General features: G+C 70.7%; 24 protein-coding genes and 1 tRNA gene. 21 read left to right on the top strand and 4 right to left on the bottom strand.

Going from position 1 to position 21879, the window contains the following annotated elements; genetic code table 11:
- Positions 1-39 precede the first annotated feature (39 nt).
- Complete coding sequence (gene cobM, locus ABZ441_RS14580) at positions 40-789, bottom strand: precorrin-4 C(11)-methyltransferase (RefSeq protein WP_358972750.1); 750 nt, start codon at positions 787-789, stop codon at positions 40-42.
- The gene (gene cbiE / locus ABZ441_RS14575) at positions 786-2048 is read right to left on the bottom strand and encodes a precorrin-6y C5,15-methyltransferase (decarboxylating) subunit CbiE (protein ID WP_358972747.1); all 1263 of its coding nucleotides are present in this window, start codon (positions 2046-2048) and stop codon (positions 786-788) included. Before cbiE ends, cobM begins: the two co-directional genes overlap by 4 nt.
- A 182-nt stretch (positions 2049-2230) precedes the next feature.
- Here cbiE and ABZ441_RS14570 point away from each other — a divergent pair, with 182 nt between their 5' ends.
- The 6 genes from ABZ441_RS14570 (at position 2231) to ABZ441_RS14545 (ending at position 7602) form a co-directional block, all read left to right on the top strand.
- Positions 2231-2659 (top strand): YciI family protein, encoded by a 429-nt coding sequence (locus tag ABZ441_RS14570; RefSeq protein ID WP_358972744.1) that lies wholly within the window; start codon positions 2231-2233, stop codon positions 2657-2659.
- Between the two features lie 39 nt (positions 2660-2698).
- On the top strand, positions 2699-3946 hold the full coding sequence (locus tag ABZ441_RS14565; protein WP_358972741.1) for a sigma-70 family RNA polymerase sigma factor: 1248 nt from the start codon (positions 2699-2701) through the stop codon (positions 3944-3946).
- Between the two features lie 63 nt (positions 3947-4009).
- Positions 4010-4621 (top strand): HhH-GPD-type base excision DNA repair protein, encoded by a 612-nt coding sequence (locus tag ABZ441_RS14560; protein ID WP_358972738.1) that lies wholly within the window; start codon positions 4010-4012, stop codon positions 4619-4621.
- A gap of 173 nt (positions 4622-4794) precedes the next feature.
- Complete coding sequence (locus ABZ441_RS14555) at positions 4795-6315, top strand: M20/M25/M40 family metallo-hydrolase (protein WP_358972735.1); 1521 nt, start codon at positions 4795-4797, stop codon at positions 6313-6315.
- A 250-nt stretch (positions 6316-6565) separates the two neighbouring features.
- Positions 6566-6862 (top strand): type II toxin-antitoxin system VapB family antitoxin, encoded by a 297-nt coding sequence (locus tag ABZ441_RS14550; protein WP_014155093.1) that lies wholly within the window; start codon positions 6566-6568, stop codon positions 6860-6862.
- A 143-nt stretch (positions 6863-7005) separates the two neighbouring features.
- Complete coding sequence (locus ABZ441_RS14545; RefSeq protein ID WP_358972859.1) at positions 7006-7602, top strand: LytR C-terminal domain-containing protein; 597 nt, start codon at positions 7006-7008, stop codon at positions 7600-7602.
- A gap of 10 nt (positions 7603-7612) precedes the next feature.
- Here ABZ441_RS14545 and upp read toward each other — a convergent pair whose 3' ends face one another.
- Positions 7613-8248 carry a uracil phosphoribosyltransferase gene (gene upp, locus ABZ441_RS14540; protein WP_031097280.1) on the bottom strand — a complete coding sequence of 212 codons (636 nt, stop codon included), beginning with the start codon at positions 8246-8248 and terminating at the stop codon, positions 7613-7615.
- A 168-nt stretch (positions 8249-8416) separates the two neighbouring features.
- Between upp and ABZ441_RS14535 the strand changes: the two genes are divergently transcribed.
- The 10 genes from ABZ441_RS14535 (at position 8417) to ABZ441_RS14490 (ending at position 15532) form a co-directional block, all read left to right on the top strand.
- Positions 8417-8599, top strand: a complete 183-nt coding sequence (locus ABZ441_RS14535) for a hypothetical protein (protein WP_239580000.1) — start codon at positions 8417-8419, stop codon at positions 8597-8599.
- A 216-nt stretch (positions 8600-8815) separates the two neighbouring features.
- A complete protein-coding gene (locus tag ABZ441_RS14530; RefSeq protein WP_358972730.1) occupies positions 8816-9382 on the top strand; it encodes a hypothetical protein in 567 nt (188 codons plus the stop codon).
- Positions 9383-9463: 81 nt separating this feature from the next.
- Complete coding sequence (tadA, locus tag ABZ441_RS14525) at positions 9464-9892, top strand: tRNA adenosine(34) deaminase TadA (RefSeq protein WP_358972856.1); 429 nt, start codon at positions 9464-9466, stop codon at positions 9890-9892.
- 79 nt (positions 9893-9971) lie between these two features.
- Positions 9972-10056 (top strand) — tRNA-Ser (locus ABZ441_RS14520).
- A gap of 139 nt (positions 10057-10195) precedes the next feature.
- Positions 10196-10837 carry a TetR family transcriptional regulator gene (locus tag ABZ441_RS14515; RefSeq protein ID WP_358972728.1) on the top strand — a complete coding sequence of 214 codons (642 nt, stop codon included), beginning with the start codon at positions 10196-10198 and terminating at the stop codon, positions 10835-10837.
- A 95-nt stretch (positions 10838-10932) separates the two neighbouring features.
- Positions 10933-12537, top strand: coding sequence for an MDR family MFS transporter (locus ABZ441_RS14510; protein WP_358972853.1), 1605 nt, complete (start codon positions 10933-10935; stop codon positions 12535-12537).
- Between the two features lie 382 nt (positions 12538-12919).
- A complete protein-coding gene (locus ABZ441_RS14505) occupies positions 12920-13084 on the top strand; it encodes a hypothetical protein (RefSeq protein WP_205019220.1) in 165 nt (54 codons plus the stop codon).
- 9 nt (positions 13085-13093) lie between these two features.
- Complete coding sequence (locus ABZ441_RS14500) at positions 13094-13387, top strand: Dabb family protein (RefSeq protein WP_358972724.1); 294 nt, start codon at positions 13094-13096, stop codon at positions 13385-13387.
- Between the two features lie 186 nt (positions 13388-13573).
- Positions 13574-14431 (top strand): RNA polymerase sigma factor SigF, encoded by an 858-nt coding sequence (locus ABZ441_RS14495; RefSeq protein ID WP_358972721.1) that lies wholly within the window; start codon positions 13574-13576, stop codon positions 14429-14431.
- A gap of 234 nt (positions 14432-14665) precedes the next feature.
- Positions 14666-15532 carry an RNA polymerase sigma factor SigF gene (locus ABZ441_RS14490; protein ID WP_358972717.1) on the top strand — a complete coding sequence of 289 codons (867 nt, stop codon included), beginning with the start codon at positions 14666-14668 and terminating at the stop codon, positions 15530-15532.
- Positions 15533-15777: 245 nt separating this feature from the next.
- Here the strand turns inward: ABZ441_RS14490 and ABZ441_RS14485 are convergent, their stop codons facing one another.
- On the bottom strand, positions 15778-15993 hold the full coding sequence (locus tag ABZ441_RS14485; RefSeq protein WP_358972714.1) for a hypothetical protein: 216 nt from the start codon (positions 15991-15993) through the stop codon (positions 15778-15780).
- Between the two features lie 325 nt (positions 15994-16318).
- Here ABZ441_RS14485 and ABZ441_RS14480 point away from each other — a divergent pair, with 325 nt between their 5' ends.
- The 5 genes from ABZ441_RS14480 to ABZ441_RS14460 all read left to right on the top strand — a co-directional run bounded on the left by ABZ441_RS14480 (position 16319) and on the right by ABZ441_RS14460 (position 21857).
- Positions 16319-16831, top strand: a complete 513-nt coding sequence (locus tag ABZ441_RS14480) for a MarR family winged helix-turn-helix transcriptional regulator (RefSeq protein ID WP_358972711.1) — start codon at positions 16319-16321, stop codon at positions 16829-16831.
- 23 nt (positions 16832-16854) lie between these two features.
- Positions 16855-19350: an MFS transporter gene (locus ABZ441_RS14475; RefSeq protein WP_358972708.1), complete on the top strand. Its 2496-nt coding sequence runs from the start codon at positions 16855-16857 to the stop codon at positions 19348-19350.
- 183 nt (positions 19351-19533) lie between these two features.
- Entirely contained in the window at positions 19534-20349 is an 816-nt protein-coding gene (locus tag ABZ441_RS14470; protein ID WP_358972705.1) for a YceI family protein, read from the top strand.
- Between the two features lie 81 nt (positions 20350-20430).
- Positions 20431-20901, top strand: a complete 471-nt coding sequence (locus ABZ441_RS14465; RefSeq protein ID WP_358972702.1) for a PPOX class F420-dependent oxidoreductase — start codon at positions 20431-20433, stop codon at positions 20899-20901.
- 8 nt (positions 20902-20909) lie between these two features.
- Complete coding sequence (locus ABZ441_RS14460) at positions 20910-21857, top strand: NAD(P)-dependent oxidoreductase (RefSeq protein WP_358972699.1); 948 nt, start codon at positions 20910-20912, stop codon at positions 21855-21857.
- Positions 21858-21879 lie beyond the last annotated feature (22 nt).

Genomic DNA, 21879 nt, shown 5'->3' with positions numbered 1-21879 from the left:
GCGGAAGGCGGGACGGCACGTCCGTCCCGCCCCCGCCCGTCAGCAGGTGTGGCGGTCCCGCTCCGGGGAGTACAGGTGGCTGTCGCGGAACTGCTCCGCACCCAGGGTCCGGCCGACCATGATGACCGCTGTCCGGATCACTCCGGCAGCCTTCACCTGCTCAGCGATGGAGTCCAGGGTGCCGCGCAGGATGATCTCGTCCGGGCGCGAGGCCATGGCGACCACGGCGGCGGGGCAGTCGGCCCCGTAGTGCGGCAGCAGCTCGCCGACCACCCGGTCGACGTACCGGGCGGCGAGGTGGAGCACGATCAGGGCGCCGCTGCGGCCCAGCGTGGCCAGGTCCTCGCCCTCGGGCATCGCCGTGGCCCGCTGGGCGACCCGGGTGAGGATCACGGTCTGGCCGACGGTGGGCACCGTCAGCTCCCGCTTGAGCGCCGCGGCGGCCGCGGCGAACGCGGGTACCCCGGGCACCACTTTGTAGGGCACGCCCGCCTCGTCGAGCCGTCGCATCTGCTCGTTCACCGCGCTGAAGACCGACGGGTCGCCCGAGTGCAGCCGGGCCACGTCGTGGCCCTCCCCGTGGGCCCGCACCAGCTCGGCGGTGATCTGATCGATGTCGAGCAGGGCCGTGTCCACGAGCCGGGCGTCCGGCGGGCATTCGGCGAGCAGTTCACGCGGGACCAGGCTGCCCGCGTACAGGCACACCGGACTGGCGGCGAGCACACGGGCGCCGCGCACCGTGATCAGGTCGGCGGCCCCGGGGCCCGCGCCGATGAAGTACACGGTCATCTGTCGTCTCCTGGAGCGTGCGAGATTTTCTGTACGGACCACTGGGTGACCGGCATGGCCTGCCGCCAGCCGGTGAACCCGCCGACGGGCACGGCGTGGGCCACCGCGAGGCGGACCAGGTCACCGCCGAGCCGCCGGTACCACTCGGCGAGCAGCGCCTCCGACTCCAGCGTCACCGTGTTGGCGACCAGCCGGCCGCCCTGGGGCAGCACGTCCCAGCAGGTGTCGAGCAGCCCCGGAGCGGTGAGCCCTCCGCCGATGAACACGGCGTCCGGCACGGGCAGTCCGGCCAGGGCGTCCGGCGCGCGGCCGGTGACCACACGCAGCCCGGGGACGCCGAGCCGGTCCGCGTTGCGGGCGATACGGCGTGCCCGTTCGGGATCGCGTTCCACGGTGACGGCGCGGCAGGACGGGTGGGTCCGCATCCACTCCGCCGCGATCGAACCGGAACCGCCGCCGACGTCCCACAGAAACTCGCCCGGGGCGGGTGCGAGCACACCGAGCGTGGCCGCCCGGACATGGCGCTTGGTGAGCTGGCCGTCGTGTTCGTACGCCTCGTCGGGCAGCCCGGGTACGGCACCCAGGCGCAAGGCGTCCGGGGTGCTCCGGCAGTCCACCGCGATGATGTTGAGCGGATCCCCGGGCTGATGCGCCCAGGTGTCGGCGGTGCCGTCCAGGCAGTCCTCGTCCGTGCCGCCGAGCTGTTCGAGCACCCGCATCCGGCTGGGTCCGAAGCCGTGCTCCCGCAGCAGGACGGCCACTGCGGCGGGTGTGGTGGCGTCCGCGGACAGCACCAGCAACCGACGCCCGTCGTGCAGCGCCCCCGCCAGCCGGGCCGTGGGACGGCCGACGAGGGTGACGGTCCCGGTGTCCTCCACGGGCCAGCCGAGCCGGGCACACGCGTACGACACCGAGGACGGGTGCGGCAGCACGCGGAGCGCCCCGGCACCCAGCTCCTCGGTGAGGGCCCGGCCGATGCCGTAGAACATGGGGTCGCCGCTGGCCAGCACAGCGGTCCTGCTCCCCGCGTGGCCGGCGAGCAGACCGCGCACGGCGGGCCGCAGAGGTGACGGCCAGGACACGCGCCGCCCCCCGCACTCCGGCGGGAGCAGCCCCAGCTGGCGCTCACCACCGATCAGGACCTCAGCGTCCAGGAGCACCGCGCGCGCGGTCTCCGCCAGGCCCGCCCAGCCGTCGGCACCGATCCCCACGACGCTCACGGGCGCCGGGACGGCGGGCAGGGGTGATGCGGGGGACACGGTCGGCACCTCGGGGTCGGTCGGACAACGCAGCCGAACTCTACGGGTGCCGTTTCCCGGCCTGCGCGGCGGAGTGATTTCGGAAATCCTCCCGCGTGGTGTCGAGAACCGGCCGCGGGCTTCGACGTCCCCTGTGGAAGTCGCCCGCGAGGGGCGGCGAGCGAGAGCCGAGGAGCGAAACCATGAAGTACCTCGTGATGGTCCAGGGTTCGCAGGCCGACTACGCGGCCATGGGCGGCGAGTCGTCCGACGGGAGCCCGGTCTGGAGCAAGAAGGACATGCAGGAGATGTTCGCCTTCATGGAGAGCATCAACAACGACCTGGCCGAGTCCGGCGAGATGGTCGACGCCAACGGCCTGGTCGAGCCCGCCAGGACCCGCGCGGTGCTGCCGGGCTCCGACGGCCGGCCCGTGATCACGGACGGCCCGTACGGGGAGACGAAGGAACAGCTCGCCGGGTACTGGGTGCTCGACTGCGAGAGTCTGGAGAGGGTCACCGAGATCGCCGCGCGCGTCGCCCGGTGTCCGCAGCCCGAGGGCGCCCCCGTCTACCCGGTGCTGATCCGGCCGATCGACGACGGCGACTGCGAGCCCGTGGGCGCCGCCGAGTAGGACGCGGGTCCTCCTCGGGGCACAGGTGAGAGGGGACGTGTGAACGGCGGACCGACCGCGATCGAGGATCTGCTGCGCCACCACGCGCCGCAGGTCCTCGGCGCGCTCGTACGCCGCTACGGCCACTTCGACACGGCGGAGGACGCCGTGCAGGAGGCGCTGATCGCCGCCTACCGGCAGTGGCCGGCCGAAGGGCTCCCGGACAATCCGCGCGGCTGGCTCATCCGGACCGCCTCCAGACGGCTGACGGACCAGCTGCGCAGGGACACCGCACGGCAGCGCCGTGAGGAGAGGGCCGCCGCCCTCACCCCCCGTGACGCGTTCACGGCCCCGCCGCCCGGGGAGAGCCGCGCACCGGCCGCCGACGACACACTCACCCTGCTCTTCCTCTGCTGCCACCCCGAGCTGTCCCCCGCCGCGCAGATCGCGCTGACCCTCCGGGCCGTCGGCGGTCTGACGACGGCCGAGATCGCCCGGGCCCATCTGGTGCCCGAGGCGACGATGGGGCAGAGGATCAGCCGGGCCAAGCAGAAGGTGCGCGGTGTGCCGTTCCGGCAGCCGGGCCCCGACGACCGCGACAGCCGGCTTGCCGCGGTGCTGCAGGTGCTCTACCTGATCTTCAACGAGGGCTACACCGCGACGTCCGGCAGCGAGCTGCACCGCGCCGACCTGGCCCGGGAGGCGATCCGGCTGACCCGTGCCGTGCGCGGACTGCTGCCCCGGGACGGCCGGGTGACCGGGCTGCTGGCCCTGATGCTGCTCACCGAGGCGCGCAGCGCCGCCCGCAGCGGACCGCACGGCGAACTGGTCCCGCTCGACGAGCAGGACCGTGCCCTCTGGGACGGGGCGACGATCGGCGAGGGCACGGCCCTGGTGGAGGAGGCCCTGTCCCAGGGCCCCGCCGGGGCGTACCAGCTGCAGGCGGCCATCGCCGCGCTGCACGACGAGGCGGCCCGCGCCGAGGACACCGACTGGCCGCAGATCCTCGCCCTGTACGACCTGCTCGTGCGTCGCGGGCCGGACCCGATGGCGGAACTCGGCCGGGCGGTGGCTCTCGCCATGGTGGAGGGCCCCCGGGCCGGGCTGGACGCCGTGACGGCCCTGGAGGACCGGCTGGCGGGCCACCACCGGCTGGATGCCGTACGAGCCCATCTGCTGGACGAGGCCGGGGACACCGGGCCGGCACGCTCCGCCTACCTGCGGGCGGCGGACCACACGCTCAGCGCACCGGAGGCCCACTATCTGCGGATGCGGGCCGCCCGGCTGCCGCCGCCGCCCGCCGGATAGGCGGGGGCACCGCACCGGCTCACCGAGTCGCCGATCCCGGGCACTCTCGCGATCATCGGTTACATGACCAAGAGTGGGAACGGCAAGGCCCGCAGCCTGCGGATCGCCCAGGAGCCCGCCGCGGACGCGCTGCTGGCCCGCAGCCCGCTGGCCGCCCTCGTCGGCATGCTGCTGGACCAGCAGGTCCCGATGGAATGGGCGTTCACCGGCCCGTTCACGCTGGCTCAGCGCCTGGGATCGGACGACCTGGACGCCCGTGAGATCGCCGCGTACGACCCGGAGGCCTTCACCGGCCTGTTCACCGAGAAGCCCGCCCTGCACCGCTACCCGGGCTCCATGGGAAAGCGGGTGCAGCAGCTCTGCCAGTACCTGGTGGCCGAGTACGACGGGCGCGCCGAAGCCGTCTGGGAGGACGCCTCCACCGGGGCGGAGCTGCTGGAACGGCTCGACGCGCTGCCCGGATTCGGCACCCAGAAGGCGCAGATCTTCCTGGCCCTGCTGGGCAAGCAGTTCGACGTACGCCCGGCCGGCTGGCGGGAGGCCGCCGGGGCGTACGGGGAACAGGACTCGCACCGCTCGGTGGCCGACATCACCGGGCCCGACTCGCTCGCCGAGGTCCGGGCGTACAAGCAGCAGGCGAAGGCGGCGGCCAAGGCGGCGAGGCGGTCCACATGATCACGGACGAACCCGGCGGATCGCCAGGAACCTGCACCCGCACGATCAGCGACAGGCCACGCGGACGATCAGGAACGGCCTCAGCTGTTCACAGACGGCGGTGGGCTCGCTAGCTTTCCTGCACATCCGTTCAGACCGGAAGGACTCCTGTGCACGCAACACGTCGCAGAGCCATGGCTGTTGTGGCCGCCACCGCCCTGGCCGCACCGCTCCTCCTCGCCGCGTCCCCGCACCACGGACACTCCCCGCACGACCCGTCGAAGAATGCCGCCGAGCTCGCGCGGAAGCTGGTCGACCGCTCGTCCGCCAAGGACGCGTTCCGGCACCTGGAGCGCTTCCAGGCGATAGCGGACGCGGCGGACGGCCACCGCGCCGCCGGCTCGCCCGGCCACGACGCCTCCGCCGCCTACGTCCACCGGCTGCTCCTCAAGGCCGGTTACCGCGTCGACTACCAGACCTTCGACTTCGTCTACACCGAGACCCTCGCCGAGAAACTCTCCGTGGTCTCCCCCACGCCCCGCGACGTCGGCATCAAGGCGATGACCTACACCCCCTCCACCCCGGAGGGCGGGATCACCGCGGCTCTCGTCGCCGTCCCCGCCGACGACACCACCGGCTGCGAGGCCGCCGACTACGCCTCGGCCGATTTCACCGGTGCGATCGCCCTCATCAAGCGGGGCGGCTGCTCGTTCGCCGAGAAGCAGGCCGCGGCGTCCGTGGCCGGCGCCGCGGGCGCGGTGGTCTACAACAACACCGAGGGGGTCCTCTCCGGGACCCTGGGCGACGTCGCATCGGGGAAGATCCCCACCGGCGGACTCACCCTGGCCGAGGGCGAGAAGCTCGTCGCAGACCTGGCCGAGGGCGAGGTGAAGGTCGCCTTCGAGGTCCGTGAGCTCCAGGAGGATCGCACCACCCGCAACGTCGTGGCCGAGACCCGCGGAGGGAACGCGGCGAAGACGGTCATGCTCGGCGCACACCTCGACTCGGTCTCCGACGGCCCGGGTATCAACGACAACGCCTCCGGATCGGCCGGCCTCCTCGAAGTCGCCCTGGAACTCGCGAAGACCCACCGCAGCCCCACCAACAAGGTGCGCTTCGCCTGGTGGTCGGCCGAGGAGAACGGCCTGCTGGGCTCCGAGGCGTACGTCGCGAAACTCTCCGAGGCACAGCGCGGGAAGACGGCGCTCTACCTCAACTTCGACATGATCGCATCCCCCAACGGCGCGCAGTTCGTCTTCGACGGCGACGACTCCGACGGCGTCGGTGAGGGCCCGGGCCCCGAGGGCTCGGCCCAACTGGAGCACGACATAAACGCGTTCCTGGACCGAGAGGACAAGCCGCACACCGGCACGGACTTCAACGGGCGCTCCGACTACGGGCCGTTCATCGAGGCCGGCATCCCGGCAGGCGGCACCGACACGGGCGCGGAGGGCATCAAGACGGCCGCGCAGGCCGAGACGTACGGCGGTACGGCCGGTGTCGCCTACGACCCCTGCTACCACGCAGCCTGCGACGACCTGGACAACGTCGACATGGGGCACTTCGACACCAACATCGATGTGATCGCCCATGCGGTGGGCACCTACGCCCATGACCTGGGCTCCCTGACACGCCCGGTCCCTGCCGCGTCCGACACCGGCGAGCGCCGCAGCGGCGGCCTGCGGGAGGGTCACGCGCACGGCGTCACCGAGTAGCGCGCCGCCGCCGCGCCGGCGCGGGCGTCGAGCCACGCCCCCCGCCCGCGCGGCGGCGCACCGGGCGTCACGGGACCGCCACCGCCCGGACATCGCCCTGTCATCACGCAGCCACCGGGGCGACCTCACGGACACGTTCCCGCGCACATGCCGGACCGGCGGCACTTCACGGCTTCTGCAGCGTTTCGAACGACACGGCAGTCCTGTTCCCTGGCTGCGCCCGGAGGCCCTTGCCCGGTAGGCTTTCCGTGTGATCTTCAAGCGCATCGGAAATGGGCGGCCATATCCCGACCACGGCCGGGAAAGCACCCGACAGTGGGCGGATGTGGCGCCGCGTCCGGTCCGCCTGGACCAGCTGGTGACCACCAAGGGACAGCTGGACCTCGAAACCCTGCTCGCCGAGGACTCCACGTTCTACGGCGACCTGTTCGCCCACGTCGTCAAGTGGCAGGGCGACCTCTACCTCGAGGACGGACTGCACCGCGCCGTGCGCGCCGCGCTGCAGCAGCGTCAGGTGCTGCACGCCCGCGTGCTCGAGATGGGCTGAGCGCCCGCCACTCCCACCCGTGGAGTATTTCGGGCCTTTCGGGTGCTTTTATGCTCGTACGGGTGCCATAGGTTGATCGTTTAGTAGGCATCATCACCAGGTCGCACTACGCTGCGCCCATGAGCATGCTGACCCCTCCCGGCATGGGCGGAAAGTACCGCATCACGGGTAACACCTACCCCCGCATGCGCCGCCCCCGTCATCGCCGCAAACTGGCCCTCTCGGCCGCGGCCGCCGTGGTGGCCCTCGGGCTGGCCGGTTGGGGCACGCTCCAGATCGTCGACGTCTTCACGGGCGGCGACGGACAGGCCAACGCGGCCGACCGCCCGAAGGCCTGCCCCACGCCGACCGCGACGACGGCGGCGAAGGCATTGCCGAAACCGGCGGCCATCAAGGTCAACATCTACAACGCCACGCCTCGCAGCGGACTGGCCAAGGCCGCCGCGGACGAACTCAAGAAGCGCGGCTTCGCCATCGGCAAGGTGGACAACGCCCCGGCCGCGTACGACAAGAAGGTGCCCGGCACCGGGATGCTGCTCGGCGGCCCGAAGGCCATGAACGGCTCGTTCCCGGTGCTCGGCACACAGCTGCCGGGGGCCGCGCAGAAGACCGACGCCCGCAGGACGGCGGACGTCGATCTGATCATCGGTACGAAGTTCAAGGCGTTCAGCACCCCCGCGGCGGCCGCATCGGCGCTTGACGCCCTGACGAAGCCGTCCCCGGCCCCGTCCTCCTGCTGAACTCGCCAGGTCAGTCGGCGGTGCCGTACATCCGGTCACCGGCGTCGCCGAGCCCCGGCACGATGTAGCCGTTCTCGTTGAGCCGCTCGTCGACCGAGGCCGTGACCACCGTGACCGGCGTGCCGGCGAGTTCGCGCTCCATCACCTCGACGCCCTCGGGCGCGGCGAGGAGCACGACAGCGGTGACATCGTCCGCCCCGCGCTTGATCAGCTCCCGGATGGCCGCGACGAGCGTGCCGCCCGTGGCCAGCATCGGGTCCAGGACGTAGACCTGACGGCCGGAGAGGTCCTCGGGCATACGCGTGGCGTACGTCTCCGCCTGAAGCGTCTCCTCGTTGCGGATCATGCCGAGGAAGCCGACCTCGGCGGTCGGGAGCAGCCGCACCATGCCGTCCAGCATGCCGAGACCGGCGCGCAGGATCGGGACGACCAGGGGGCGCGGGTACGACAGCTTCACACCGGTCGTGGGCGTCACCGGGGTCTCGATGTCGACCTGCTCGGTCCGCACATCCCTGGTGGCCTCGTATGCGAGGAGCGTGACCAGCTCGTCGGCGAGCCGCCGGAAGGTCGGGGAGTCGGTGCGCTTGTCGCGCAGCGTGGTGAGTTTGTGCGCGACCAGCGGGTGGTCGACGACGTGGATCCGCATGCCGTCAACAGTAACCGGGCCCCGGACGGGCTTCCCGCCGGTCCGCACTGGCATCAGTCACCAGTTCGGGGGGAAGGTGGGGGATACGGACCCAGGCTTGGGGTGGTGTGACGATTGCCCGACGGTGAGCAGCGGAGTCAGCGGCAGGCCGGACGCGACGTACGCGGCCTGCCCGACGCTCAGGAGAGCGTGCCCGACACGCAGGAGAGTGACGCGGCGCGCCGGAGGCGCAGGGCTCAATTCCTCCGCGAGCTCCACGAGGCGAAGCAGTTGCGGGACCGGGTCCAGCCGCGCCGCGCCCGCGCAGCCCGTATGCGCCAACAGATGCGGATGCGTACGTTCCGCTGGTGAGGCGGTTCTCGGGGCGGTCGGCAGGGCCTCCGCAGGGGCCGTAAGAACACCATCGGCGGACACGCACTCGGGTAACTGATGCCGACGCAACGGCCGAAGAGGTCTCGCAGCGCTCTCGTTTCTGCCACGATGCCGATTGGGCGGGGCCCAGAGCAGCCGGATGAACGTCTGCCCTCCCGTCGGACCGATTCGCCTAAGACCAGTGGGAGAGTCACGGTGTACTTCGCCGCACTGCTCGCGCGCACCGAAGACGGGTGGGAAGCGAGCGACACGGAGCTCGACGATGTGGAAACCCTGTCCGACCTGACGGATCTGGCCCGTGAGGCCTCGGTGGACGAGGACACGGTCATCGTCTACATCGAGCAGGAGGGCGCCTGGTTCGGCGTCGTCCGGGTGGACGGTGAGGAGGACCCCCGTATCTACGTCTCGGACGCGTCCGCCGCCGCCCGCTCCTCGTACGGGGAGATCCTGCTCACCGATGAACTGCTCGGCCGCGAACCGGGGGCCGAGGACGAGATCGCCGCACTCGAGGAGCTCGTCGGCCTCGACGGTACGGAGGACGGCGATCCGGACGAGGGCCCCAGGGACGGCACCGACACCGATGCCGGCGAACCCGATCCGGACCACGACCCCGACGCCGTACCGGCGGGGCCGCTCGGTGAAGTCGGAGTCCTCACCGACCTCGGTCTGTCCGAGAAGGTCCTGTTGACCCTGCGTACCGACGCGCTGGTGGAGATCGCGGACGCGCTCGGAGCGGCCGAGGTGCTGGAGGCCGTCCGTTAGGGTCCGCGGGTGAACGCACGACCGCCCACACCCCACCCACCGCCTTCCCCCGATCCCGTACGGGACCCGTGGCAGGCACCCATGCGCCGGGCCCTGGACGAGGCCGCGCAGGCGGCGTCGGCCGGCGATGTGCCGGTCGGCGCCGTCGTGCTGGGACCGGACGGCGCACTGCTCGCCGCCGGCCACAACGAGCGCGAGGCGACCCGCGACCCCACGGCCCACGCCGAGGTGCTCGCCCTGCGCCGGGCCGCCGCCGCCCTCGGCTCCTGGCGGCTGACCGACTGCACGCTGGTCGTCACCCTGGAGCCCTGCACGATGTGCGCGGGCGCGCTCGTCCAGTCCCGGATCGGCCGGGTGGTCTACGGGGCACGGGACGAGAAGGCCGGTGCAGCCGGTTCGCTCTGGGACGTCGTACGCGACCGCAGGCTCAACCATCGCCCCGAGGTGATCCACGGTGTCCTCGAGGACCTCTGCGCGGACCTGCTGACGGCGTTCTTCCGGGAGCGCTGAGGCCCCGCCCCGGGCGCTTCGGCCCACCTGCGGGATACGGATTTCAAACCAGGGGCCGGCATGGTCTAAGCTCTCTCTCGGTAGCGTGTCCGAGCGGCCGAAGGAGCTCGCCTCGAAAGCGAGTGTGGGGAAACTCACCGAGGGTTCAAATCCCTCCGCTACCGCAGATGGATGAAGGGGCAGACCCGCGAGGGTCTGCCCCTTCTCTGCGTTCCGGGCCGGTTTCCACCTGGCCGGTCGGTCCGGCCGCGCCTGTTCGGGCCGGTGGTAAATAATTTTGCAGGATGTGCATCTTTGCCTACTATGCACGATGTGGCGAAGACGACGACATCCGTACCCGGGCTGCGGGAGCGCAAGAAGCAGGCCACGCGCCGGGCCATCGCCGAAGCGGCCGTGCGGCTCGCCGCCGAGCACGGTGTCGAGAACGTCACCGTCGAAGCCATCAGTGAGGCTGCCGGGGTCTCGCCCAGGACGTTCTTCAACTACTTCCCCAGCCACGACGACGCGTTCGTGCTGGTCGACGACGAGGTGGGCGAGCGGATCAGGGAGTCCGTGCGCCGCGCCCCCGCGGACCTGCCGCCGCTCGACGTCGTACGAGACGCCCTCGTCGCCGAACTCGACGGGTTCGAGGCACGCAAGGAGCTGTGGACCCTTCAGTGCAAGGTGCTCCAGCGCTCGCCCCACCTCATCCACCGCGGTCTGAAGGCGCACGTGGCGGAGGAACGGGCCCTCGCCGTCGCCATCACCGACTGGCTCGACGCCACCCGCCCCGTCGCGACCGGGCCGCCCGGGGCCGACGTCTTCCCCCACCTCCTCGCCGCCGTCACCCAGACCGCCCTGCGGGTCGCCGTCGAGCACTGGTGCGACCGCCCCGGCGAGACGGTGCTGGCGGAGGTCTTCGGGGACGTCTTCGCCCAGCTGTCGCAGGGCCTCCCCCGGCCGTAGGCGTAGCCCCGCGCACCACCGATCCTGTTTCTGCTCCAGTACCGAAGAAGGACACCGTGACCGCTACCGAGGCGCCCGAGCAGGCGCCCACCTCCATGTCGAACAAGCAGATACTCCAGGCGATGTCCGGCCTGATGGCAGGCATGTTCGTCGCCATCCTCGCGGGTACGGTCGTGGCCAACGCCCTGCCGAGGATCATCGCGGACCTCGGCGCGAGCCAGTCCTCGTACACCTGGGTCGTGACCTCCGAGCTGCTCGCCATGACGGCCACCGTGCCGCTGTGGGGCAAGCTCGCCGACCTGTTCAACCAGAAGCTGCTGCTCCAGCTCTCGCTCGGCATGTTCGTGGTCGGCTCCCTCGTGGCCGGCTTCTCCCAGGACGTCGTGACCCTGATCGTCAGCCGGGTCATCCAGGGCATCGGCGCCGGTGGCCTGACGGCACTGGCCCAGATCGTGATGGCCGCCATCATCCCGCCGCGCCGCCTCGGCAAGTACGCGGGGATCTTCGGCGCGGTCTTCGCCGTGGGCACGGTCGCCGGTCCGCTGATCGGTGGTGTCCTCGTGGACACCTCGTGGCTCGGCTGGCGCTGGTGCTTCTTCATCGGCGTACCGTTCGCGCTGGCCGGGATCGTGCTGCTCCAGCGCACCCTGAAGCTGCCGACCGTGCGCCGTCAGGTCAGGATCGACTGGCTGGGCGCCTTCCTGATCGTGTCCGGCGTCTGCGCGCTGCTCATCTGGACGTCCCTCGCGGGCAACAGCTTCGACTGGGCGTCCTGGCAGACGGCCGTTCTGGTGACCGTCGGCGTGCTGCTCCTGGTGGCGGCGGTCTTCGTCGAGTCCAGGGCCGCGGAGCCGATCATCCCGCTGGACATCTTCCGCAACCGCACGGTGACGCTCACGACGCTGGCGAGCTTCTTCGTCGGTATCGCGATGTTCGCCGGGACCGTGTTCCTCTCCCAGTACTTCCAGATCTCCCTGGGCAAGACACCCACCGTCGCGGGGCTCATGAGCCTCCCGCTGATCGGCGGTCTGCTCGTGTCCTCGACGGTCGCCGGGCAGATCATCTCCGCGACGGGCAAGTGGAAGGTCTACCTCGTCTCGGGCGCCGTCGTGATGACGGCCGGCCTCGGTCTGCTCTCGACCATCGACGCCGACACACACTTCGGTCTGCTCAGCGTCTACATGGCGTTCATGGGTATCGGCGTCGGCATGCTGATGCAGAACCTCGTGCTCGCCGCGCAGAACGACGTGCCCGCGCACGAACTGGGCGCCGCCACCTCCGTGCTGTCCTTCTTCCGCAGCCTCGGCGGCACCATCGGCACCAGCGTGCTCGGCGCGATCCTCGCCAACCGCGTGGCCAGTGAGATGACCAAGGGCCTCGCGGAGAACGGGCTCCCGGTGACCGGCGGCGGCCACAGCAGCGCCGTGCCCGACATGACCAAGCTGCCCGAGCCGATGAAGAACATCGTCGAGCACGCGTACGGCGTCGCGACCGGCGACCTCTTCCTCATCGCCACCCCCTTCGCCTTCCTGGGACTCGTCGCGGTGCTCTTCATCAAGGAGAAGCCCCTCAAGACGACGAGCGGCATGGAACGCCTCGCCGCCGAGGACGCGGCCGTGACCGTCCCCTCGCCGCGGAACGGCGCCGAAGCCGGCGTCCAGGACGCCACCCCCGGGCCGGTCGGCCTGAAGAAGGACTGACCCGCACGGACGAACGACCGAAGGGCCCGGCGATGCGCCGGGCCCTTCGGTCGTCAGGTCGGGGGAAGCGGCATCGGGGGGACAAGCCGCTTCCCCCGGTGAGAACGGGCACCGTAGGCCCTCGCCGCGGTCGGGGGGAAGTCACGCGGTGGGGACCTCGTGGAGGTCCCGTTCCTCGGCCCGCGCAATCCTGCCTGCGCGACGGGCTCACTCCCCATCCTCCTCCCCGGCGTATGCCGCGGCCGCTGACAAAGGGCCCGAATCAGCAGGCCCTTCGACCCTAAAAGCGCCATCAGTGATCGAAAACGGCCCGCCGGTACGGCCATGTGTACGGCTAGACTCACCCGACTGCACAGGTGATCGAAGGGGAGGGACCGGGGCCGTGGCGCAAGCAAGGAAGATCGCGCTCTACATGATTGTGGTCTTCGTGCTGTACACGATCATCACCTCTCCCAAGCGGAGCGCCGACCTCGTCCAAATAGGATTCGAGGGCATTTCGAGCGCCGCCGAGAGCGTCGGAGACTTCATGTCCGAGCTCGTGAACTAGGGGAACCCCATGCTCCGCCACCTGGTCCTGTTCAAGCTGAACGACGGCGTCGAGCGCGACGACCCGCGGGTCGTCGCGGGCGCGGAGGCCTTCCGGGAGCTCGGCGGGAAGATCCCCGAGCTGACGTTCTGGGAGTGCGCCTGGAACGTGACCGACCGGCCGATCGCCTACGACTTCGCCATCAACTCGGCGGTCGCCGACGAGGACGCGCTCAAGCGGTACATCGAGCACCCCGAGCACCAGGCGGCGGCCGGCCAGTGGCGCGCGTTCGCCACTTGGGTGATCGCCGACTACCCCTTCTGACCCTTTCGGACCTCCGGTCCCGCCGGCCCCTCCCGTACAGGAGAGGGGCTTTTCGGCATGTTTAAACCAAATACTCTTCAACACGACTCCATGCGGTGCTTGCGCACAGTGGACATGTCTTGTGATGCTATGACCGCTTTTGACGGATGAGTTGACCGTAGTTGACCGCAAAGGGGTGGCGACACCGTGCCGGCCAGTACAGCGCCTCAAGTCCCGCCCCAGAACGTCCAGACGGACGACGTCCAGACCGAGACACCCGACCCCGCGGCGCCCGCCAGGACCCGGGGCGCGGACACCAGGGCGCTGACCCAGGTGCTGTTCGCCAGGCTCAAGGACCTCGACCCCGGCACCGCGGAGCACCACAGGGTGCGCACCGCGCTGATCGAGGCGAACCTGCCGCTCGTGCGGTACGCGGCGGCCCGCTTCCGGAGCCGCAACGAGCCGATGGAGGACGTCGTCCAGGTCGGCACCATCGGCCTGATCAACGCCATCGACCGCTTCGACCCGGAGCGCGGCGTCCAGTTCCCCACGTTCGCCATGCCCACCGTGGTCGGCGAGATCAAACGCTACTTCCGGGACAACGTACGGACCGTGCACGTCCCGCGGCGGCTGCACGAACTCTGGGTCCAGGTCACCGGGGCCACGGAGGACCTGACGACCGCTCACGGGCGTTCACCGACCACCGCCGAGATCGCCGAGCTCCTGAAGATCTCCGAGGACGAGGTCCTCGCCTGCATCGAGGCGGGCCGCTCGTACCACGCGACCTCCCTGGAGGCCGCACAGGAAGGTGACGGGCTGCCAGGACTCCTCGACCGGCTCGGCTACGAGGACCCGGCGCTCGCCGGGGTCGAACACCGCGATCTGGTGCGGCACCTGCTCGTACAACTGCCCGAGCGCGAGCAGCGGATCCTGCTGCTGCGCTACTACAACAACCTGACGCAGTCACAGATCAGCGCCGAACTGGGTGTCTCCCAGATGCATGTGTCAAGGCTTCTGGCCAGAAGTTTCGCCCGGCTGCGATCAGCAAACAGGATCGAAGCGTAACCGGAACGGGTAGACCCCTGGAGGGCCGGATCCGGGGGCGTAAAAGCCGCACACCCCCTGTTTCCTGCGCAGTTTCGGCGCTGACTTGTCGACATGTCACTACAGCGCGTTGCCGACATGTGACATTCTGCTGGAACCGCGTTTGCCGCAGCCCCACCTCCGGTATTCAGGTGGAGGCTGCGTTCCTCCGATGGTCGTGGCCACCGCGACCGTCCGCGACCTCAAGGGGGTGGCATGTCCACAGAACAGGGCAGCTCGAAGGTGCTCACGCTCACGAAGAGCGCGCCGGCACCCGCCGTGCTCACCAGCTCGCCGGAAGCCATCGACACCCGCACTCTGTCCCGCTCCCTGTTCCTGCGGCTCGCCGCGCTGGGTCCCGCCTCGGGCCCCGACGGAACGGACAGCCCGGAGCGAACCTATGTGCGGGACACACTCATCGAGCTCAACCTCCCGCTGGTGCGGTACGCGGCGGCGCGGTTCCGGAGCCGTAACGAACCCATGGAGGACATCGTCCAGGTCGGGACGATCGGCCTGATCAAGGCGATCGACCGCTTCGACTGCGAACGGGGCGTGGAGTTCCCCACGTTCGCGATGCCGACCGTCGTGGGGGAGATCAAGCGCTTCTTCCGCGACACCTCGTGGTCGGTGCGGGTCCCGCGCCGGCTCCAGGAGCTGCGGCTCGCCCTCACCAAGACCAGCGACGAGCTCGCCCAGAAGCTCGACCGCTCGCCGACGGTGCCGGAGCTGGCCAAGGCGCTCGGGGTGTCCGAGGAGGACGTGGTCGACGGCCTGGCCGTGGGCAACGCCTACACGGCCTCCTCGCTGGACTCGCCGTCCCCCGAGGACGACGGCGGCGAGGGCTCGCTGGCGGACCGCCTGGGGTACGAGGACGCGGCGCTGGAAGGCGTCGAGTACCGCGAGTCCCTGAAGCCGCTGCTGGCCAAGCTCGCCCCGCGCGAGCGGCAGATCATCATGCTGCGCTTCTTCGCCAACATGACGCAGTCGCAGATCGGTGAGGAGGTCGGCATCTCGCAGATGCACGTCTCCCGGCTGCTGACACGAACGCTCACCCAGCTTCGGGAAGGGCTCATCGCCGACTGACCCGAGTCCGCACGCATGCGCATCAGCCGCCGGGGGCGCCACCGCCGACGCCTCCGGCGGCGTCGCCGTGTCCGGTCGTCCCGGGCCGCGCGGGCGCTCCCGCACCGCGGGGGCGAACGCGGACGCTCCCGCGCCGACGTGCGGTGCGGGAGCGTTCCGGAAGGACGGCGTCCACGCTCGCGTGGACGCCGGGCGGGCCACCCGCCCCGGTCACGGGAGCGGTGGGCCGGCCGGGACGGGGACGGTCAGCCGAGCGCGAGCCAGGCGACGGCTCCGAGGATGACGACGACCGCCACGACGGCCGCGATCACCCCGGTCTTCGGGCCGGACGAGGTCACGGCAGGCTGCTGCCTGCCCTGCGGCTCGCCGTCGTCGACGAACGCGCGGAACATCTGCGTACTGCCCGCCGGGTCGTGAGTGCCCTCGGGGCCCGGCTGCGGGGCGTGGGGGTTGTGTGCCATGGCCCAGGACACTAGCGAACGCAGCCCTTCCGCCCAACCCCCGGGTCCACAGAGGGTGATGCGCTTCCACCACGCACACCGCCTCTCCACCCGCCCGCCGGAGCTCGCCGCACCGTCTCCACGCGCCCCCTCACCTGCGCGTCTCGTGACGAGGAACACATCCACCGGAGCTCACCTCCCGTGCGCTGCGGGCTTGACCCGGCACCTACACAGGCTTGGGTTTTCCTTTACTTCTGCAAGCCCCATTTCGTTTGCCTGCGGCAACCAACTGCTTCTATCGTTGCCCTAAGCAACAAGATGACCCCGCGAAACGTATGGAGGGCCAGTGGCGGCACGGAGCCAGTACGAGGAACTGGCCCGGCAGCTCAGCGCCGTCGGAGCCGTCAAACGGGGACTCGCCCGCATCCTGCCCGCCGAGTGTCCCGGGGGCTCGGCCACCGTGCTGACGCTGCTGGCCAAGTACGGCGAGATGCGGATCACCCGGCTTGCCGAGCTCCTGTCCGTGAACATGTCGGTGACCAGCCGTCATGTGACCCACGTGGTGGAGAACGGCTGGGTCGAACGGTTTCCGGACCCGGAGGACAAGCGGTCCCGCATCCTGCGGCTTACCCCCGCGGGCGACGAACTGCTCGACGATCTGACCCGGCGGACCACCGAGATGTTCGCCCACAACCTCATCGACTGGTCCGACGACGAGGTCGGACAGCTCAACACGTTGTTGTCCCGGCTGCGCGACAGCTTCTCCTGCCGCGGCTCCGGAGGGTGCGTCCCCGGAAAGCACAGCGGCGACTGCCACGTCGGGCACGCCGACCACGCACGCACCCGTACACCCCTGTAACAGAAGCAAAGAGAAGGAATTCAATGGCTACGACCACACCATCCGGTGTGCGGGGCGGCCACGCCAAGCACGGGGCCCCAGAGGCTCCCCCGGGCACGCCGATGACACACCGGCAGATCATGGAAGCGCTGGCCGGGCTGCTGCTCGGCATGTTCGTCGCGATTCTCTCGTCGACGGTCGTCTCCAACGCCCTGCCCGAGATCATCTCCGACCTCGGTGGCGGCCAGAGTGCCTACACCTGGGTCGTGACGGCCTCGCTCCTGGCCATGACGGCCACCACCCCGCTGTGGGGCAAGCTCGCGGACCTCTTCAGCAAGAAGCTGCTGGTCCAGATCGCCCTGCTCATCTACGTGGGCGGCTCCATAGTCGCCGGCCTGTCGACCAGCAGCGGCATGCTCATCATCTGCCGTGTGGTCCAGGGCATCGGCGTCGGCGGACTCTCCGCCCTCGCCCAGATCGTGATGGCCGCGATGATCTCCCCGCGCGAGCGCGGGCGCTACAGCGGCTACCTCGGCGCGGTCTTTGCCGTCGCCACCGTCGGCGGCCCGCTGCTCGGCGGCGTCATCACCGACACCAGCTGGATGGGCTGGCGCTGGTGCTTCTACGTGGGTGTCCCGTTCGCGATCATCGCCCTGATCGTGCTCCAGAAGACCCTGAAGCTCCCCGTGGTCAAGCGCGAGGGAGTCAAGATCGACTGGTCCGGCGCGTTCTTCATCAGCGCCGCGGTCTCGCTGCTGCTGCTCTGGGTGACCTTCGCGGGCGACAAGTACGACTGGGTCTCCTGGCAGACCTGGACGATGCTCGGCGGCACCGTCGTCCTCGCCGCGCTGTTCCTGCTGATCGAGTCCAAGGCTCGCGAACCGATCATCCCGCTGCGCCTCTTCCGTAACCGCACGATCACGCTGGCCTCCGCGGCCTCGCTGTTCGTCGGCATCGGGATGTTCGCGGGCACCGTCTTCTTCAGCCAGTACTTCCAGCTGGCGCGGGACAAGTCGCCGACGATGTCCGGCGTCATGACCATCCCGATGATCGCCGGACTGTTCCTGTCCTCGACCGTGTCGGGCCAGATCATCACCAAGACGGGCCGCTGGAAGGCCTGGCTCGTTTCCGGTGGCTTCCTGCTCACCGCGGGTCTGGGGTTCCTGGGCACCATCCGGTACGACACCGAGTACTGGCACATCGCGATCTTCATGTTCGTCATGGGCCTCGGCATCGGCATGATGATGCAGAACCTGGTGCTCGCCACGCAGAACCAGGTGGCTCCCGCCGACCTGGGCGCGGCCAGCTCCGTCGTGACGTTCTTCCGTTCCCTCGGTGGTGCGATCGGCGTCTCGGCGCTGGGTGCCGTCCTGGGCAACCGCGTCACCCACTACGTCAAGGACGGCCTCGCCGACCTCGGCCCCGAGGGCGCAGCCTTCGGCCACGGCGGTACGGGCGGCGGGGGCATCCCCGACCTGGACAAGCTCCCCGCCCCGTTCCGCACGGTCATGGAGGTCGCCTACGGCCACGGTGTCGCCGACGTCTTCCTGTACGCCGCGCCGGCCGCGCTGGTCGCCTTCGTCCTGACCCTCTTCATCAAGGAGGTCGCCCTGAAGACGAGGGCCGGCAACGACGACACCCCGGCCGAGGTGTCCGCCGCGACCGAGTCCGTCGAGGCCACCACCGGCACCGCGCTGATCGCCGAGGGAACGGCCGGGGTCACCTCCGTCCAGGCCCTGGACGAGACGGTCGCGGTGAGGGAGCCGAGCACCCAGGGCACGCCCGTACGCGGTGTGGTGCGGGGCGTCGAGGGCGCACCCGTCGCCCGCGCCGCCGTCACGCTGATCTCGCTGGGCGGCCGGCAGCTGGGGCGCTCCGTCGCCCAGGCCGAGGGCGGCTACGTACTGGACGCGCCGGGTGCCGGCAGCTACGTCCTGATCGCCTCCGCCGACGGCTTCCAGCCGCAGGCGTCCACCGTGGTCGTCGGTGACGAGCCGCTGTCCTTCGACATCCTGCTCGCAGGTACGAGCGGTCTCTCCGGGACCGTGCGGACCGCCGAGGGCAGCACCCCCGTCCGGGGAGCCATGGTCGTCGTGACCGATGTGCGCGGCGACGTGCTGGCCACGGGCGTCTCGGGTGACGCGGGTGACTTCACCTTCGGTGAGCTGATCCCCGGCTCGGTGACCGTCGCCGTCACGGCTGCGGGCTTCCGTCCGCTGGCCCTGCCGGTGGAGGTCGGCGGCCAGGGCGTCACCCGGGTCGACGTGGCACTGCGGTCCGGTGCGCTGGTCAAGGGCGTCGTCAGGGCCGGCTCCGGCCGGGCAGCGCTGAACGACGCCCGGGTCACACTGATCGACGCGGCAGGCAACGTGGTCGCCACGTCGACGACCGGGGAGGACGGCGTGTACGCCTTCACCGACCTGGACGCCGGTGAGTACTCCGTGATCGCGACCGGCTACCCGCCGGTGGCCGGCTCGCTGACCGTGAGCGGCGGCGGAGTCGACGGTCACGACATCGAACTCGCCCACCCGGGCGAGTAACCACCGGAAGATTCACAAAGACCCCTGGCGGTACAGCGCTTCGAGCGGAGAGGCTGTGGCCGTCGGCGGAAATGGGCCCCGGGGCGGGAACGGCAGGCAGGGGACGGCCTGCCGATCCCGCCCCGGGGCCCGACTCATTGAGTCGCTGCTTCACGAGTGATTTGAGCAAGGAGAGAACACGGGATGGGACTTCGCGCACAGGTACGCACGCGGGACGGCTGGGCGGTCCAGCACGCGGTCGTCACCGTGACCGACATGACGGGCACCCAGGTGCTCCGCGCCGCAGCCGACGAGAACGGGGCCGTCCGCACCGAGGGCCTGCTGCAGGCCGGCGCGTACACGGTCATCGTCACCGCGGTGGGTTACGCCCCCGCCGCGTCCACCGCGCTCGTCACGGCCAGCGGCCGGGTCGAGGCCGGCACCGTCGTCCTGGCCCGGCAGGGCGGCGTGCAGCTTCCGCCGCCGGGCACGTGGTCACTGGACCCGGTCCACTCATCGGTGGCGGCGGTCGCACAGCACCTGGGGATCTCCAGCGTGCACGGCCGGTTCACCGAATTCGGCGGCCGCATCGAGATCGGCGAAGACGTCCAGCGGTCCCGGGTGGATGCCTTCATCGCCTCCTCCAGCATCGACACGGGAAACGCGATGCGGGACAAGCACCTGCGCTCGGCGGACTTCCTGGACGTGGAAGCGTTCCCGGAGATCACCTACCGCTCCCGTGCGCTGACCCCGGCAGGCCCCGACCGCTGGACGGTTCACGGCGTACTCACCATGCACGGCATCGCGCGGGACGTCGATCTCGACCTCAGCTACCTGGGCACCGGTCCCGACCCGTGGGGCGGGGTGCGCGCCGCCTTCCACGCCTCGGCGGAGCTTCGTCGTGACGACTTCGCCATGAACTACAACCAGGTGCTGCAGGCCGGTATCTCCGCGATCGGCACGACCCTGCGGGTGGAGCTCGACATCCAGGCCGTCCAGGGCGACTCCGTCCCCGGCTGAGACCGGCCGCGGCCCCGGGGGTGCCGGTGTCCCGTCCGGGCGTACGGCGGGACTCCGCCGACACCCCCTAGGGTTGGCCGTATGGCACCCAACATCGCGACCAACACCGCAGTGGAACTCGGGGAACTGCTGGACTTCGTGCGGCCCAGGCACCGGGCGATCCTGCTCACCACCCGGGCCGACGGCCGGCCCCAGGGCTCCCCGCTCACCTGCGGTGTCGACGACGCCGGACGGATCGTCGTCTCGACGTACCCCGAACGGGCCAAGACCCGCAACGCCAAGCGGGACGATCGGGTGAGCGTGATCGTCCTGTCGGACGACTGGAACGGGCCGTGGGTCCAGGTCGACGGCTCGGCCGAGGTGATCGACTCACCGGACTCGGTCGAGCCCCTCGTCGAGTACTTCCGCAACATCTCCGGCGAGCACCCGGACTGGGACGAGTACCGGGCGGCGATGCTCAAGCAGGGGAAGTCCATCATCCGGATCACTCCGGAGCGCTGGAGCCCCGTCGCCACCGGTGGCTTCCCCGCCCACCTGGCAGCCGGCAGCTGACCGTACCGATGAAGCCGCCCCACCCGGACACGCTCGCGCGGGCCCGACTGCTGACCTCCCCCTCCGTGGGCCCCGCCGTGGTCCACGAGCTGGAACGGATCACCGGGCGGCCGGCCGGGCCCGCGTACGCCGAGGAGCCCGACGGGCCCTTCGTGTTCGTGGGGGACACGCTGCCCGAAGCGCTGCGGACCGCGCGGCTCCTGTGGTTCCACAGCGTCAACGCGGGTACGGACGCGCTGCTCGCCGCAGGGCCCTGGCCCGAAGAAGCCCTGCTGACGCGGACCGTGGGGCGGATGGACGAGCGGATCGCCCAGTACACGCTGGCCTGGGTCCTCGCCGAGTGCCAGTCCGTGCCGGAACACACCGCGCAGCACGCCAGGTCCGAGTGGCGCCGCCTCCCGTCCGAGCTCGCCGCCGGGCAGACCGCCGTCGTGCACGGAACGGGTCGCATCGGCTCCGCGATCGCAGGACTTCTGCGGGCCTGTTCCGTGCGCACGGTCGGGGTGAGTCGCACCCTCCGTGCCGGGCCGGTCGGCTTCGACCGGACGGTCCGGGCCGGATCGCGGGAGGAGACTTCGGCACTCGCGGACGCCCGGTGGGTGGTTTCCGCCCTTCCCCTGACCGGCGCCACCGAGCGATTCTTCGACGCGTCCAGGTTCGGCGCGATGCGGGGCGCCACCTTCGTCAACGTGGGCCGTGGCGCGACCGTGGACATGGCGGCACTCGAGACCGCGCTGCACAACGGTTCGGTGAGCCGCGCCGTACTCGACGTGCTGCCCGACGAGCCCGCCGCGCCCGGCGACCGGGTCTGGCGGCTGCCGCGCACGGTGATCACGTCTCACTCGGCGGGCATCACGGCCGAGGAGGACGTCGTCGCCGACTTCGAGGCCTGCTGGGATGCGGTGACCGTGGGGCGTACGCCCCCGCTGGCCGTGGACACCCGGCGCGGCTACTGAGGGGACCGACGCACACGGTCCA

It is taken from the genome of Streptomyces sp. NPDC005752 (genome assembly GCF_040630715.1).
Taxonomy (GTDB): domain Bacteria; phylum Actinomycetota; class Actinomycetes; order Streptomycetales; family Streptomycetaceae; genus Streptomyces.
Note: the sequence above shows the minus strand (reverse complement) of the source record. Positions and strands in the feature narration are given on the sequence as shown.

Bases quoted from the DNA above. Each gene is read 5' to 3' on its own strand.
- ABZ441_RS14545 (WP_358972859.1), top strand. From the start codon at position 7,006: ATGGGCGGAAAGTACCGCATCACGGGTAACACCTACCCCCGCATGCGC.
- ABZ441_RS14510 (WP_358972853.1), top strand. From the start codon at position 10,933: ATGTCGAACAAGCAGATACTCCAGGCGATGTCCGGCCTGATGGCAGGC.
- ABZ441_RS14470 (WP_358972705.1), top strand. From the start codon at position 19,534: ATGGGACTTCGCGCACAGGTACGCACGCGGGACGGCTGGGCGGTCCAG.
- ABZ441_RS14570 (WP_358972744.1), top strand. From the start codon at position 2,231: ATGAAGTACCTCGTGATGGTCCAGGGTTCGCAGGCCGACTACGCGGCC.
- ABZ441_RS14500 (WP_358972724.1), top strand. From the start codon at position 13,094: ATGCTCCGCCACCTGGTCCTGTTCAAGCTGAACGACGGCGTCGAGCGC.
- ABZ441_RS14560 (WP_358972738.1), top strand. From the start codon at position 4,010: ATGACCAAGAGTGGGAACGGCAAGGCCCGCAGCCTGCGGATCGCCCAG.
- cobM (WP_358972750.1), bottom strand. From the start codon at position 789: ATGACCGTGTACTTCATCGGCGCGGGCCCCGGGGCCGCCGACCTGATC.
- ABZ441_RS14460 (WP_358972699.1), top strand. From the start codon at position 20,910: ATGAAGCCGCCCCACCCGGACACGCTCGCGCGGGCCCGACTGCTGACC.
- tadA (WP_358972856.1), top strand. From the start codon at position 9,464: ATGCGCCGGGCCCTGGACGAGGCCGCGCAGGCGGCGTCGGCCGGCGAT.
- ABZ441_RS14555 (WP_358972735.1), top strand. From the start codon at position 4,795: ATGGCTGTTGTGGCCGCCACCGCCCTGGCCGCACCGCTCCTCCTCGCC.
- ABZ441_RS14465 (WP_358972702.1), top strand. From the start codon at position 20,431: ATGGCACCCAACATCGCGACCAACACCGCAGTGGAACTCGGGGAACTG.
- ABZ441_RS14485 (WP_358972714.1), bottom strand. From the start codon at position 15,993: ATGGCACACAACCCCCACGCCCCGCAGCCGGGCCCCGAGGGCACTCAC.
- upp (WP_031097280.1), bottom strand. From the start codon at position 8,248: ATGCGGATCCACGTCGTCGACCACCCGCTGGTCGCGCACAAACTCACC.
- ABZ441_RS14490 (WP_358972717.1), top strand. From the start codon at position 14,666: ATGTCCACAGAACAGGGCAGCTCGAAGGTGCTCACGCTCACGAAGAGC.
- ABZ441_RS14475 (WP_358972708.1), top strand. From the start codon at position 16,855: ATGGCTACGACCACACCATCCGGTGTGCGGGGCGGCCACGCCAAGCAC.
- ABZ441_RS14515 (WP_358972728.1), top strand. From the start codon at position 10,196: ATGCACGATGTGGCGAAGACGACGACATCCGTACCCGGGCTGCGGGAG.